This window comes from Arthrobacter sp. cf158 (genome assembly GCF_900106835.1).
Taxonomy (GTDB): Bacteria; Actinomycetota; Actinomycetes; order Actinomycetales; family Micrococcaceae; genus Arthrobacter.
Window position 1 is genome coordinate 97,354 of the sequence record NZ_FNNR01000006.1, and the last position, 13,725, is coordinate 111,078.

General features: G+C 61.7%; 14 protein-coding genes. 11 read left to right on the forward strand and 3 right to left on the reverse strand.

The genetic code is table 11. The features are described 5' to 3' along the window. Positions 1–61 precede the first annotated feature (61 nt). Complete coding sequence (locus tag BLW08_RS13390) at positions 62–928, reverse strand: NAD(P)-dependent oxidoreductase (RefSeq protein WP_091325694.1); 867 nt, start codon at positions 926–928, stop codon at positions 62–64. Between the two features lie 467 nt (positions 929–1,395). Here BLW08_RS13390 and BLW08_RS13395 point away from each other — a divergent pair, with 467 nt between their 5' ends. Next, entirely contained in the window at positions 1,396–2,079 is a 684-nt protein-coding gene (locus BLW08_RS13395; RefSeq protein ID WP_217639243.1) for a helix-turn-helix domain-containing protein, read from the forward strand. Between the two features lie 60 nt (positions 2,080–2,139). Here the strand turns inward: BLW08_RS13395 and BLW08_RS13400 are convergent, their stop codons facing one another. Further along, on the reverse strand, positions 2,140–3,363 hold the full coding sequence (locus BLW08_RS13400; RefSeq protein WP_217639244.1) for a zinc-dependent alcohol dehydrogenase: 1,224 nt from the start codon (positions 3,361–3,363) through the stop codon (positions 2,140–2,142). A gap of 94 nt (positions 3,364–3,457) precedes the next feature. Between BLW08_RS13400 and BLW08_RS13405 the strand changes: the two genes are divergently transcribed. The 4 genes from BLW08_RS13405 to BLW08_RS13420 are packed head-to-tail and all read left to right on the forward strand — an operon-like array spanning position 3,458 to position 6,286. Next, a complete protein-coding gene (locus BLW08_RS13405; RefSeq protein ID WP_091325698.1) occupies positions 3,458–3,868 on the forward strand; it encodes a nuclear transport factor 2 family protein in 411 nt (136 codons plus the stop codon). 34 nt (positions 3,869–3,902) lie between these two features. Then, positions 3,903–4,772: a dioxygenase family protein gene (locus BLW08_RS13410; protein ID WP_091325700.1), complete on the forward strand. Its 870-nt coding sequence runs from the start codon at positions 3,903–3,905 to the stop codon at positions 4,770–4,772. A 10-nt stretch (positions 4,773–4,782) separates the two neighbouring features. After that, positions 4,783–5,877 carry a maleylacetate reductase gene (locus BLW08_RS13415; RefSeq protein WP_091325702.1) on the forward strand — a complete coding sequence of 365 codons (1,095 nt, stop codon included), beginning with the start codon at positions 4,783–4,785 and terminating at the stop codon, positions 5,875–5,877. Positions 5,878–5,881: 4 nt separating this feature from the next. Continuing rightward, positions 5,882–6,286: a nuclear transport factor 2 family protein gene (locus BLW08_RS13420; protein WP_175538699.1), complete on the forward strand. Its 405-nt coding sequence runs from the start codon at positions 5,882–5,884 to the stop codon at positions 6,284–6,286. A gap of 6 nt (positions 6,287–6,292) precedes the next feature. On the opposite strand, the gene BLW08_RS13425 is transcribed toward BLW08_RS13420, so the two are convergent. Continuing rightward, positions 6,293–6,565 (reverse strand): hypothetical protein, encoded by a 273-nt coding sequence (locus BLW08_RS13425; protein ID WP_091325706.1) that lies wholly within the window; start codon positions 6,563–6,565, stop codon positions 6,293–6,295. An 82-nt stretch (positions 6,566–6,647) separates the two neighbouring features. Here BLW08_RS13425 and BLW08_RS13430 point away from each other — a divergent pair, with 82 nt between their 5' ends. From BLW08_RS13430 to BLW08_RS13455, 6 genes are all read left to right on the forward strand, one after another. Continuing rightward, positions 6,648–7,775, forward strand: a complete 1,128-nt coding sequence (locus tag BLW08_RS13430; protein WP_090822204.1) for an L-talarate/galactarate dehydratase — start codon at positions 6,648–6,650, stop codon at positions 7,773–7,775. A gap of 10 nt (positions 7,776–7,785) precedes the next feature. Then, positions 7,786–8,484: a FadR/GntR family transcriptional regulator gene (locus BLW08_RS13435; protein WP_091325709.1), complete on the forward strand. Its 699-nt coding sequence runs from the start codon at positions 7,786–7,788 to the stop codon at positions 8,482–8,484. A 304-nt stretch (positions 8,485–8,788) separates the two neighbouring features. Then, positions 8,789–10,201, forward strand: a complete 1,413-nt coding sequence (locus BLW08_RS13440) for an FAD-binding oxidoreductase (protein ID WP_091325711.1) — start codon at positions 8,789–8,791, stop codon at positions 10,199–10,201. A gap of 55 nt (positions 10,202–10,256) precedes the next feature. Continuing rightward, a complete protein-coding gene (locus tag BLW08_RS13445; protein ID WP_091325712.1) occupies positions 10,257–11,909 on the forward strand; it encodes an ABC transporter substrate-binding protein in 1,653 nt (550 codons plus the stop codon). Continuing rightward, positions 11,906–12,874: an ABC transporter permease gene (locus tag BLW08_RS13450; RefSeq protein ID WP_091325714.1), complete on the forward strand. Its 969-nt coding sequence runs from the start codon at positions 11,906–11,908 to the stop codon at positions 12,872–12,874. The genes BLW08_RS13445 and BLW08_RS13450 overlap by 4 nt, the downstream gene beginning before the upstream one ends. Further along, complete coding sequence (locus BLW08_RS13455; protein WP_090822194.1) at positions 12,871–13,725, forward strand: ABC transporter permease; 855 nt, start codon at positions 12,871–12,873, stop codon at positions 13,723–13,725. The genes BLW08_RS13450 and BLW08_RS13455 overlap by 4 nt, the downstream gene beginning before the upstream one ends.

Sequence of the window (13,725 nt, forward strand, 5' to 3'; positions counted from 1 at the left end):
CGGCGGCCCGGATATGTCCAGAATTCGTTTCAGCGGGCCGTGGCCGGCGGGGTTTTTCCCGTCAGACCGCCTGTCGTACCGCGCAATGCTGGCCACTGCGCAGTCGCACGGCAGCCAGCACTTGGGCCATGTCTTTATCCCCCAGGCCCTCAGCCATGGCGTCCTGAAGCACCCCGTAGGCGGCCTCCGCGCCGGGCAGGCTTAGGTGGCGGGACCGGGCGAGATCGAGCGCCAAGCCCAGATCCTTGCGGATCAAGGACACGGGGGCCGCTACCCCGGCCGTTTCCGGCGAAAGGAAGGCTTCCTCCTTGTAGTCCACGTACGGTGCCCCCGCCGCGCTGTTTCGCAGCACCGTGTAGAAAGCCTTGGGATCAAGGTCTCCGGCTTCCGCTATCAGCAGCCCTTCAGCCACTGCCTGGCTGAGACCGGCCAGGACGGCATTGACCGCGAGTTTTGCCGCTGACCCGGATCCGGCGGGTCCTGTGTGGAATTGCGCGGCTGTCATCTCGGCCAGGATGGGTTGGATCAGCGCGAATTGTTCCTCGCTGCCGCCAACCATCGTGGTCAACGTGGCGGCTTCCGCCATGGAGACACTTCCTGAGACAGGCGCGTCGATGACAGCCACAGGGCTGGCTAAAGCCAGCTCGCGGACCAAGGCTGGCCCGACAGTGCCCATAACTACATGGAGATGCTCGCTTCCGGCGCTTTCCAGTCCACTGAAGAGCAGATCCATGGTGCTGGGCCCATCCGGGAGCATACTGATTGTCAGCGGTGCCTGGGCAAGCTCGTTCGCCGAGCCGACCAGCGTCAGTCCCAACGGAGCAGTCTGCAGCACAGGGTCGAAGGCGAGAACCGAGTGTCCCGCCTCAGCGAGGTGAGTGGCCATCGGCAGGCCCATTCGCCCAAGGCCTGCGAATCCAATCAACACTGGCTTCCTCCGCAGAATCGCAGACCGGAAATAGGTACAGGGCGTTTCATAACGCTCCCCTTTTGCTTGTCTCGCCCGCTAGCGGGCATGGGATTGAAATTGAGTTAGCGGCCCGCACGGGACGTCGCGGGCCAACAAGTACGAGCCGGGAATCTCCCGCTCTTGACGTGGCCTTGGCACCCCGGAGCGACTATGCACCCAGGACGGCGATTTGGTCCGTCAGTACGCCCGGGCCAGAGACCGCAAAGCCCCAACCCAGGCAGGGCCGTCTTTAGCCGCCGCGTCATTGCAGCTCCTAAAGGCCTCACGTTGTACATCCCAGATGCACATGTGTACTAATACTTAACGATCCAACTGTGCGACTTAGTGTGATCCATGTCAAGTCCTTGGGTGAAGATGTGCTCTAAATGGTTCCAGCGACCGCGAGTTCAGGGACTTTCCAGACCTGTGGCCGTAAAGTAACAAGTGTGAATCAGGACGAAACAGATAACCCCGGAGGATTGCTGCTCGGAACCCGTCTAAGGAGGGCGCGGACCGAGGCCAATATCTCGTTGCGCGCCTTGGCGCGCCGCGTTGGAGTCTCTCCCAGCTTTATGTCTCAGGTTGAGCGGGATTTGGCATCCCCATCAGTGGGCACGCTGTACAACATCGTTTCTGAGCTTGGGCTCAGCCTCGACACTCTGATGCACGACGGTCGAAGCAGCGGGAAATCCACCGCTCAAACTGCCGAGAAGGCCGCATCAACGGACCTCGATGAAGCCCCGGATGGTTTGCGGCCAACCGGGAACGTGGCGCATCTTCCCGACGTCGGACAGTTGCCAGGGCTGCAGCGCGCAGACGAGCGGCCGGAAATTTTCATTGGCGGCGTTCGCTGGGAGCGGCTTACACCCAGTGATGATCCGGACATCGAATTCCTCAGGGTGACGTACGTGGCGGGCAGCGAATCCTGCAGCCCTGACAACCTGTCCAGCCATGGTGGGCGGGAATACTTCCATATCCTGTCCGGACGCCTGGACGTCCAGGTGGCGTTCGCCCGCCAAACGCTATCTCCAGGGGACAGCATCAACTTCGATTCATCGACCCCGCACCGGCTGAGCAACCCCTACACCGAGGAATGCATCGCTATCTGGTTCGTCGTCGGGCGCCAGTAGCCGGCCCGCTTGGACAACCCCTCGGTGCTCGCGGGACCGCCACAGCGCGCTGTCACGACGTCAGCCGAAGGATGGAGTAATGAGTATCTTTCCTTCGACCCGCCCTGACGCCAGTTGATCCAGAGCCACCCCCAGATCCTCCAGGGGCCTCGGAGTCTCCGCCAACTCTGCGGCCAGCACGCCCTGCGAGAGGATCCTCAGCGACGCATCAAGGTCTTCATCGCAGATATGGGCCAAGGTGGTCTCCAAGGTGACCTCTCGGAAGACCATGGAATGGACATCCAGTTCTGGATGCCCCTTGGGGATGCCAACGGCCAGCACCCGCCCTCCATCTCGCACCAGTTTCAAAGCGACAGCAAGTTGCCCGGGAGCACCGCTCGCTTCGATAACAACATCAGGCTTCCCCCCTAAGATGGCCACCACCGTGTCGGTCAGCCGTTCTCCGGCCTCGATCGTTCGATCAGCTCCCAATCTGGCGGCCCGTTCAAGTTTCCGACCGGGAAAGTCCACAACGGTGACATCGAGGTCTCGAAGGTGCTTCAGCCCCGCCAGAACGAAGGAGCCGATGGCACCGGCACCGATGACCACGACACGGTCACCGCGTCCGGCCCCTGAACGGCGAGCCGCGTGGATACCCACGGCCAACGGCTGCGCGAGACCTGCCGCGTCGATATTCATTCCGGACGGCACGGCTCGTAGCGCCTTAACGGGGCACACGACGTACTCAGCCATGCCACCGTTCATATTCAATCCAAGCGTCCTGTAAGAGGCGCACAGGTTGGTCCGGCCCTCCAAACACCGGTCACATCGGCCGCACCAAATGCCCGCCCCGGAGACGACCACATCGCCGATCCCAAAGGCCGCCGGGCCCCGAAATTCGCGGACCTCCCCCACAAACTCGTGACCGGGGATCATGGGTCCCACATGTCCGCTGTGAGGATGGGCATGCACAACCGGAAAGACTTTCGGGCCCGACATCCATTCGCTCGCGTCCGTCCCGCAGATACCTGAGCGCAGGACGCGGATGAGAGCTTCCCCTTCATCCGGCACCGGCACCGGCACTTGTTCGATCCGAATGTCCCCGGCCCCGTAGTACACCGCGGCTTTCATCTTCTGAGGCACCTGCCCCTCCTTGCATTCTCGTGGTCCGACCGACGCTCGAACATAAAAGCGTTCAGTATGACTGGACGCTTGATCATCAAACTCTCGTTCCTGGCCGGTGTCAAGAATGGATTTGCCGCCATTTTCCTTGATATTCCGCAGAAAGGCGGTGTTTCCGCGCACGGAGCCGGAACCAAGAGTGTTCGGTATTACTTGACACTGTGCTCATGTGACGCCTACCTTTGACCTCTCAACGTCTTTCCAATGGAGGAATGTCATGACCAAATTGGATACTTCCGATACCACCGCGGTGCAAGAGCGCATCCGGGCGCTGGAAGACCTCCGATACGAGGCCGTTCTGCGGGAGGACTACGATGCGTTTGCTGCGATGGCACACCCGGATCTGGTCTACACCCACTCCAATGGTGAGCGGGACTCGTTGTACTCCTACCTGGAAAAGTGCCGGACCGGCGCGTACCGCTACCACTCCATAGAGCACCCCATCACGGACATCCTGGTGGTCGGCGCCGTCGCCATAGTCATCGGCGAAATGAAGGCAGATATCACCGCTTCCGGAGTTCCAAAGCGGCTGGAAAACACAGCCATAGCAGTCTGGGTCCGCGACGGAGGCACCTGGCTGCTGCTGGCCTACCAGCCAACACCGAAGCCCGCGCCCTCCACGGCGTGAGCCTCCACGTAGAAACCAGCAGGAAGAGAAGACCATGGCAAGCAACGTTGGTGTCGACAACCTGACCGCTGAAGTTCGGGAGAGCTTCTCAGGAACACCCGACAAACGGCTCCAGTACATGCTGGACAGCCTTACTACTCACCTGCACGCCTTCGTGCGGGAGGTCTCCCCATCCATTGACGAATGGGAAAAGGCCATCGATTTCCTCACCCGGACCGGAAAGACCTGCACCGACCTAAGGCAAGAATTCATCCTGCTATCCGATGTCCTGGGAGTATCAATGCTCGTTGAAACCATCAACGGAGTCGAGACACCTGAAGCCACGGATTCAACGGTTCTGGGGCCCTTCCACATGGTCGAATCCCCCGCACGTGACCTCGGGGAAGACATCTCCCCGGAAAGCGAAGGGCCGCGCTGCGTCGTCAGCGGACGGGTTGTCTCCGTTGACGGCTCCCCGGTTCCGGGGGCCAAGATCGACATCTGGCAGGCAGACACCCACGGTTTCTACGACGTCCAACAACCCGGAGTACAGAGCATCGGCAACGGTCGGGCCCTGCTCACAGCCGACCAACAGGGCCGGTTCAACTTCCGCAGCGTCGTCCCCATGTACTACCCCATTCCAACCGATGGCCCTGTCGGAGAACTACTCGCGGCCACGAAACGCCACCCCTACCGCCCCGCGCACATTCATTTCCTCGTCAGCGCCCTTGGCTTCCGGGAACTGACGACTCACATCTTTATTGGGGGCAGCGATTACATCGACTCGGACGCAGTCTTTGCAGTCAAGAACTCCCTCGTAAAGAACTTTGCTGAAACCGACGATGCGGCCACTGCCGCCCAGTATGGCGTTCAAAACCCATTCCGCCATGGACGGTTCGATATCGTCCTGCACCCCGAATTCTAGGAGACTCACCATGTCAACAGCATTCTTCTACGAAGCACTACCCATGAGGGTGAGCTTCGGCGCCGGCCATCGCGCAAAGCTGGCCGATGAGGTCACCAACCTGGGACTTCAAAAAGTCCTCGTCCTGGCCACAGAGTTCCAGAAAGATCTCGCACACCAGATTTCTGACAGTCTGGGAGATCTCAGCGTCGGAGTCTACGCGAAGGCTGAAATGCACGTCCCCATCGAAACAGCACACGACGCACAGGAATTTGCCCGCCAAGCGGGGGCCGATGGATTCATCGCCGTTGGAGGCGGCTCCACCACTGGCCTGGGCAAGGCCATAGCTTTGGAGTTCGGCACACCGATCATTGCCCTCCCCACAACCTACGCTGGTTCCGAGATGACCCCCATCTGGGGCCTTACCGCTGGCGGCGTGAAGAAAACGGGCCGGGATCCAAGAGTGCTTCCGACGAGCGTTATCTATGACCCTGAGCTCACGTTGTCTCTCCCGGTCAGCATGTCGGTAACCAGCGGCTTCAACGCAATCGCCCACGCAGTCGAAGCCCTCTACGCCCCTGATGCCTCCCCCATCACCTCACTGATGGCCGAGGAAGGAGTTCGGGCACTAATTCAAGCGTTGCCCAAGATCGCTCATGAACCCGGCAATATCGAATATCGCGGAGAGGCGCTCTACGGCGCTTGGTTGTGCGGTGCAACGCTGGGAGCAACCACCATGTCCCTGCACCACAAACTCTGTCACACCCTTGGCGGTACATTTAATCTTCCCCACGCCGAGACGCACACGGTGATACTTCCTTACGCTCTGGCCTACAATAGCGGTTCCGCACCAGAAGCGATTCAGGCCCTCCAGCGTGCCACCGGGCAGAACAACCCGGCGGCCTACTTCCGTGAGCTCAGCATCCGTCTCGGCGCTCCAGGGTCACTCCGCGAACTCGGACTGACCGAACAGGACGTTGAGACTGCTACGGATCTGGCAACACGAAGCCCTTATGCGAACCCCCGCGAAGTCACTCCCGCAGGAATTCGCGGCCTACTCCTCGCGGCGCTCAACGGCGAACCCGTTGCACCCTCAGACTCAGGACCAAGTAGAGCGCAGGAGTAAGCGTTTGAACCACACGATCAGCTCGCTCCAAGACACCATCCTGAACTTGGAAAACACCCGATACGCCGCACTTCTCCGTCAGGACTACGAAACAGTTGAGCACCTCTGCCATCCAGATCTGGTTTACGGACACACAGCAGGAAACCGAGACTCCCTCCAGACCTACCTGACGAAACTTCGCAACGGTATCCTGCGGTACTCCACCATCGACTATTCCATTGAATCCGTTGTTCTTCTCGGCGAAACCGCCCTGGTCCTCGGGGAAATGAACGCCCACTTGACCCTCAACGGAACTCCCAAGACCCTCCACAACACCTACCTGGCCGTCTGGACCCAAACCAAGGGCATATGGAAATTTGTCGCCTACCAACCCACTGCCCGCCCGGGGATCCAAGGGACACCGGTGTAGCGCCCATCACCCCAAAGCCACTGACCGCCCAACCTTCAGCCGCCGTTCACCACCCTCGGACTCGAGGGACCTCAGGAACCACATTTTCCGCGGGATCACCGTCCCGGCACCAGTGGTGTAGGCCTCCATCACCAAGGCGGGCTTGCCGCCGTCGTCGACTATTTCAGCGGCGACGGAAGCGCCGTCCGAAAACCTGACCACCAATGAAGGACCTTCCCCGGTTACAACAAGAACGGCCCCCGGGAACAGGTGGGTATGCGAGGCCTCGGCAGTCACCATAACGAACCCCAACCCTTGTAGTACAAGTTCAAAACTTGTATCCTAAGTGGCAGGCAAGGATGCCGCACCCACTAGGAGAACCATGAGCACCGTAGATCTGATTCGCCACGTCAAGCTGTCCACGGCACGTTTGCCCCTCACCGTACCCATCAGCGATGCCAAAGTCTTCACCGGCAGGCAGAAGCCCATGACCGAAGTGGTGTTCCTGTTCGCCGAGATCACCACGGAGCAAGGCCACAGCGGCATCGGCTTCAGCTACTCCAAGCGTGCCGGCGGCCCCGCACAGTACGCCCACGCCAAGGAAGTCGCAGAGGGCATCATCGGCGAGGACCCCAACGACATCGGCAAGATCTACACCAAACTCCTCTGGGCGGGGGCCTCTGTGGGCCGTTCGGGTGTGGCCACCCAGGCTCTGGCGGCCATCGACATCGCGCTCTACGACCTCAAGGCCAAGCGCGCCGGACTCCCCCTGGCCAAGTTGCTGGGCTCCTACCGCGACTCGGTCCAGACCTACAACACTTCCGGCGGCTTCCTCAACGCCACCCTGGATGAGGTCAAAGAGCGCGCCACGCGCTCCATTGATGAGGGTATCGGCGGCATCAAAATCAAGGTTGGCCTGCCCGACTCCAAGGAGGACCTGCGCCGTGTGGCCGGAGTCCGCGAGCACATCGGCTGGGACGTCCCGCTCATGGTGGACGCCAACCAGCAGTGGGACCGGGCCACCGCGCTGCGCATGGGCCGCCAGCTGGAGGAATTCAACCTCATCTGGATCGAAGAACCGCTGGATGCCTACGACTTTGAAGGCCACGCGCACCTGGCCCAGGTCCTGGACACCCCCATCGCCACGGGTGAGATGCTCGCGTCCGTCGCGGAACACAAGGGCCTCATCAACGCGAACAGCTGCGACATCATCCAGCCCGACGCACCCCGGGTTGGCGGCATCACCCAATTCCTGAGGCTCGCAGCATTGGCGGATGAACGCGGGCTCGGACTGGCACCCCACTTCGCCATGGAAATCCACCTTCACCTGGCCGCTGCATACCCCCGCGAGCCGTGGGTGGAGCACTTCGACTGGCTGGACCCGCTGTTCGAGGAGCGCCTGGAGACCAAGAACGGCCGCATGATCGTTCCGGACCGCCCCGGGCTCGGCGTCACCCTCAGCGATCAGGCTCGCGCATGGACCACCGAATCTGTGGAATTCGGCGCGTAATCTTGAACGCATGAGCCGAAACCTGACCGCGGATCTCGCCGCCGACCTTCGCAACCGCATCGTCGACGGCGTCATCCAGCCAGGTGAGAAGCTCCCCAGCGAAAACACCCTCATCAGCGAGTTCGGCGTGAGTCGGACCGTGGTCCGCTCTGCCCTGACGCACCTGCAGGCCGAGGGACTTGTGGAAACCGAACGCGGGCGGGGCAGCTTCGCGCTGACACCGCCCGCGGAAGGTCCGTCACCCGCGCCCGGATCGCGGGCTGTTTCCAGCATGGAAGACCGCCTGCAAATGCTGGACTTCCGCATCGGCGTCGAGACTGAAGCTGCAGCACTTGCTGCCCGGAACCACACAGAACGCCAGCTCAAAGCCGCGCAAGGCGCCTTGGAGCAATTCAAAGCAAGCTCAGGGCACCCGGCCCACTCCATGAAGGCCGATTTCGAATTCCACCGGGCCATTGCGGCAGCCACCGGCAACGCCTTCTATACGGACTGCATCTCCGCCCTGGGCCAAACCATGATCACCATGCCCCGCCCGCGCCTCGTCGCCGATGATGAGCAGGACTCCCGCGAACGCTTCGAACAAGTGGTCCACGAGCACTCCTCCATCTACGACGCAATCGCCGAGGGCGACCCAGCTGCTGCCGCGGCAGCGATGCGCCTGCACCTGAGCAACTCACGACGCCGGTTCGCGGCTTCAGCCCGCGGCTGACCTCGCGCACGCCCCACCCAAGCAGGTAGCAGTTCGGCTGGCGCGGCAGGCAGCGACATGTGACGTCGCGGCGCTTTTTACTGGGACACAATTCGTCTTTCAGCGACCAAACTTAACGAAATGGGAATCCCCGCGACGCCCCATTGAGAACTATTGATGGACATTTCAGGAAACTGGCGAGTAAATTCCGAGTCCCGCTAACTTTTGAAGAACCCGTCATTTTGTGACCGGGAAATCCATCAAAAGCCTTTGGGTGCTTCACGCAGGAATGCCTTGTCATGCACCCGGACAGAGAGACGCCGGCATGACAACACAGCAGCTCACCGAAGACCACACCTCACTCCAGGCATACGTCCAGGAACTCAGGCGCCGGGTGGAAGGCATCGAGGTCCTTGAACCCGGCACCGGGACCACCCGCTACAGCCACGACGCAGCCACCGCTAAAACCGCAGCCGCAAGCGGAAACCCGGGCCCCGCCGTCGTGCTTCCCTCCTCGGCAGCGGACGTTCAGACGGCGGTCAGACTCGCCGCGGAACTCGGCGTGACCGTTGTTCCGCGCGGCGCGGGGTCCGGCTTGTCGGGTGGGGCAACCGCACAACAGGACCAAGTGGTCATTTCGACCGAAAAACTGACGGCCATCATCGAGGTGTCCCCGCTGGACGAGGTGGCGGTTGTAGAGCCTGGTGTCATCAATGCCGATTTGAATAAGCACCTTGAATCATTTGGTCTTTTCTACGCACCAGACCCCGCAAGCTTCGACATTTCATCAATTGGTGGAAATATCGCCACCAATGCGGGCGGTCTTCGTTGCGCCAAGTATGGGGTAACGCGGGAGTCCATCTTGTCGCTGGACGTCGTTCTCCCCGACGGCAGCCTCATCACTGTTGGCCACCGCTCCATTAAGGGCGTCACCGGGCTGGATCTGACGTCGCTGATTGTGGGTTCAGAAGGCATCCTCGGCATTGTCACCAAGGCAACGGTCCGTCTCCGCCCCATCCCGGTGGCCCGCAAGACGGTCAGCGCGTTCTTCAACAGCACCGCTGAGGGCACGGACGGGCTGGCAGCCATCACCTTGTCGCCGGTGCGCCCTGCGGCGATCGAGTTCTTCGATACCCCCAGCCTGGTCAACATCGACGCCCATTCGGGGACCAGCCTGCGCAGCCGCGGTGCTGCATTAATCCTCATCGAGATCGATGGTTACGGCATCGGCGACCAAGCAGCGGACCTCGCCACCGCGCTCAGTGCGGTTGGTGGACGTGTCACCGTGGAGTCCGACGACGACGGCGCGCGGCTGTGGGAACTGCGCCGCAGCGGCCGCGGCCTCCCGCAGGACAAGTGGTACATCGGCGAGGACATCGCCGTTCCCAAGTCCCAGCTGCCCAAGGTCTACGCCGCTTTCCCGGCCCTGGAAGCGCGCTTCGGCGTGGACATCTCGGCGGTATCGCACGCGGGCGACGGGAACCTTCACCCGCTCATCACCAAGGACAAAACGCCCGACGACGGCGCGAACCCGCCTGCCTCCCTCCTGGAAGCCGCCACTGAACTGGTGAAGGTGGCGCTTTCGCTCGGCGGAACAGTGACCGGCGAGCACGGCGTGGGCACCATCAAGCGCGAATGGGCCGCCCTGGAACTCTCGGAGCGCAGCCGCGAGGTGCAGCACGCCATCAAAGCGGCAATCGACCCCCAACAGACCCTTAATCCCGGCAAAGCCATCTAAGCGCCTGCCCGCAGCACCCCCAACGCAATCCCCCAACGCATCAGGAGCACACCCAATGAACACCTTTAGCACCCCCGAATTCCGCAGGCGGGCCTTCCTTGCAGGCCTCGGCGCACTGTCCACCTCAGCCCTTGTCACCGCGTGCGGCGGCACAACGGCCAGCACCGGCGCCGGCTCCACAACTCCCGTGGACGGCGGCAACATCACCTTCCTGATCCAGGGCTACGACACCGGCTGGGTCTCCAGCAAGACGTCCATCTCCAGCTACGAGGGCAACCTCTGGGGCCAGATCACGGACAAACTGGTGTACGTCAATGAAAAGGGTGAGCTGAGCCCGTGGGTTGCCGAGAGCTGGGAAGAACTCAACGGCGCCAAGGACTTCGTGATCCACTTGAAGAAGGGCGTGACCTTCTCTGACGGAACTCCGTTGGACGCAGCGGCCGTCGTCGCCAACCTCAACGCCTGGGCCAAGGGCGATTCCACCCGTGGCGTCAGCAAGGTGGGCCTCTTCCCGTCCAGTAACTTCGTGTCAGCAGAGGCGTCCGACGCGGAAACCGTGAAGGTGTCCTTCTCCTCCCCCGCACTGGGCTTCATCGCCACGTTGGCGTACCACGGCTGCATCCTGCTCTCCCCAAAGACTCTGGCCCTGCCCGTAGAGGCCCAGGCCGACCTCAGCCAAGAAATCGGCAGCGGACCGTTCGTCGTCAAGTCCTGGAAACAGGGCGACAGTTATGTCCTGGAGAAGCGCAAGGACTACAACTGGGGTCCGGCAGCGCTCGGCCACACCGCTCCGGCCCGCCTGGACACCATCACGTACAAGGTCATCAAGGACACGTCGGTCCGGACCTCCACGGTGGTCTCCGGCCAGGCCGATGTTGCCTTCAACGTTGAGCCGCAGGAAATCGAATCGCTCAAGGCACAGGGCTTCACGGTGGGTACCCCGCGCTACCTGGGCTTTGTGGACGGATTCCAGGTGAACACGCAGGCCTTCCCCACCAACGATCCCGCTGTGCGCAAGGCGATCCAGCACGGCATTGACCGCGAAGAAATCCTCAAGACCGTCTACACCAGCGACTGGAACGCCGCCACTACCTTCATCCAGGGCAACGTCCCGGAAGCAGGCGAGTTCAGCGACTCCTTCGCATTCGACGCCGACAAAGCCAACAAGCTCCTGGACGACGCCGGCTGGGCCAAGGGTTCTGACGAGTACCGCACCAAGGACGGCAAAACCCTCGAATTCACGCTCACTCCCAATCCGTATGTCCCGTCCACCAAGGCCGAGGATGAGCTCATCGCCCAGCAACTCAAGAAGGTGGGCATCAAGGTCAACCTCAAGGTAGTGGACGTGGCCGGCTACGCCGCCATCCAAGCCAGCAAGCCACCGCTGTTCCAGACCTCACGCAGCTTCGTCGACGTCGGAACGGTCGCCGGAGTCTTGACCAGCCAGAACAAGGGCGAGGACTGGTTCAGCCTGGGGACCAGCGATCAGAAGCTCAACGACCTCTCCACTGCGATCGCCACGGCCTCGGATCGGGCATCCCGCGAGAAGGTCGCCGACGAGCTCCAGCAATACGTCCTGGAGCAGGGCTACTTTATCCCTCTTAACCAGCTTGTCCAGCGCCTCTACCTGATCAACCCGAAGATCAAGGATGTCCAGTACAACGGCTTGGCCTATGCCAACTTCTACACCGCTTGGATCTCGCAGTGACCAGCGATTACAAGCGTTTTGCCCTGACCCGCGCGGGTCAGGCGGTGATCGTCGTCCTCTTGGCCTATGTCCTCACGTTTCTGGTGATCAGCGTTCTCCCGGGCGATGCGATCACCAACACATTGAGGGACCCGCAGCACGGATTGAGCGAGGAGGACATCCAGCGGATCGTGGCCTTCTACGGCCTGGACCAGCCCGTGATCGTGCAGCTGTTGCTCTCCCTGGGACGGTTCCTGACGGGAGAGTTGGGCTTCTCGCTTCAATCCAATCTTCCTGTGTCCCAGATCGTGGGAGACGCGTTGCCTTCCACGCTCACTCTTGCCACCAGCGCGCTGCTCATCGCCATCGTTTTCGCGGTAGTCATCGCGTACGGCGCCCAGTATTTGCCGGGCAGGTGGGCGGCAATCGTCCGCTCCATTCCGTCGTTCTTCCTGTCGGTGCCCAACTTCGTGATCGGCCTGGTGCTGATCGAACTCTTTGCCTTCCGCCTTCATTCCTTCACCACCACGGATCCCAACAGTCCGGTGGCAACGCTGTTCGCAGCCATCACTTTGGCCATTCCGGTCTCGGCACCGCTGGCCGAGGTGCTGATTGCCAGCCTGGACCACGAATCCCGGCAGGAGTACGCCTTGGTGGCCCGTTCGCGTGGCCTTAGCGAGGCCAAGCTCTTCGCCAAGCATCTGGTGAAACCGTCAGCCCTGCCCTCCGTGGCCATGGTGGCGCTCATTGTTGGTGAACTTCTGGGTGGCTCAGTTATTACCGAGACGATCTTCGGCCGTGACGGCATCGGCACCGTTGTCCAAAAAGCCGTGACGGGAGAAGACCAGCCAGTGCTTCAAGCCGTGGTTTCCCTGTCGGCCGTGGTGTTCGTGGCCGTCAACCTGGTGGCCGACCTCGCGTCGCCGCTGCTCGATCCCCGCGTCAAACTCCGGGAGTCCAAACTCCGCGAGAAGGTGAGCGCATGACTGCCACGCTTGGCTACGCCCAACTGCGCAATGTTGGAACAGCATCCAAAAGACTCACGGCGGGGCTGCCCCCGGTCACCGTGGTCCTGTCCTTCGCCGTGATTTTGCTCGTCATCCTCTGGTCCCTTGTTCCAGGTCTCTTCACATCGTTCAGTCCTGTCACGGGAGATACCGCGAGCAAACTGGCGGCCCCGAGTGCCGCGCACTGGTTCGGTACTGATTACCTTGGCCGCGATCAATACGCACGCGTCGTCTACGGCACGGCATCCTCTGTCACCAGCGCCCTGGTGGCAGTGCTCATCGGGTTGGTGGTGGGCAGCATCATCGGCCTGGCCAGTGGATTCCGCGGCGGCTGGCTGGACTCCGTTCTGGGCCGGTTCGTTGACGTTCTCCTCGCCATCCCGGGGTTCCTGTTGGCCGTGGTCATCGTGAGTTCGTTGGGTTTCCAGACCATCAACGCGGCCATCGCCACCGGAGTGTCCGCCGTCGCGGTCTTTGCCCGGTTGATGCGCGCGGAAGTGATGCGCGTCCGCAGCGCCACTTTCGTGGAAGCCTCCTACTTGCAAGGCGGCAACCGGCTCCACGCACTGCTCGGCCACATCCTTCCCAACGCCTACAGGTCCGTGTTGGTACTCGCTGTGCTCCAGTTCGGCACGTCCATCCTGATCATCGCGTCGCTGGCCTTCCTGGGCTACGGGGATCCGCCCCCGGCCTCCGATTGGGGCCTGCTGGTGGCCTCAGGAAAGACCTACGTGACGGCCCCTTGGCTGGTGTATGCGCCTGCCTTGGTCATCGTGGTCACCGTTTTGTCCGTCAACCGCATCAGCCGCTGGCTGCGAAAGGCGAAGTGA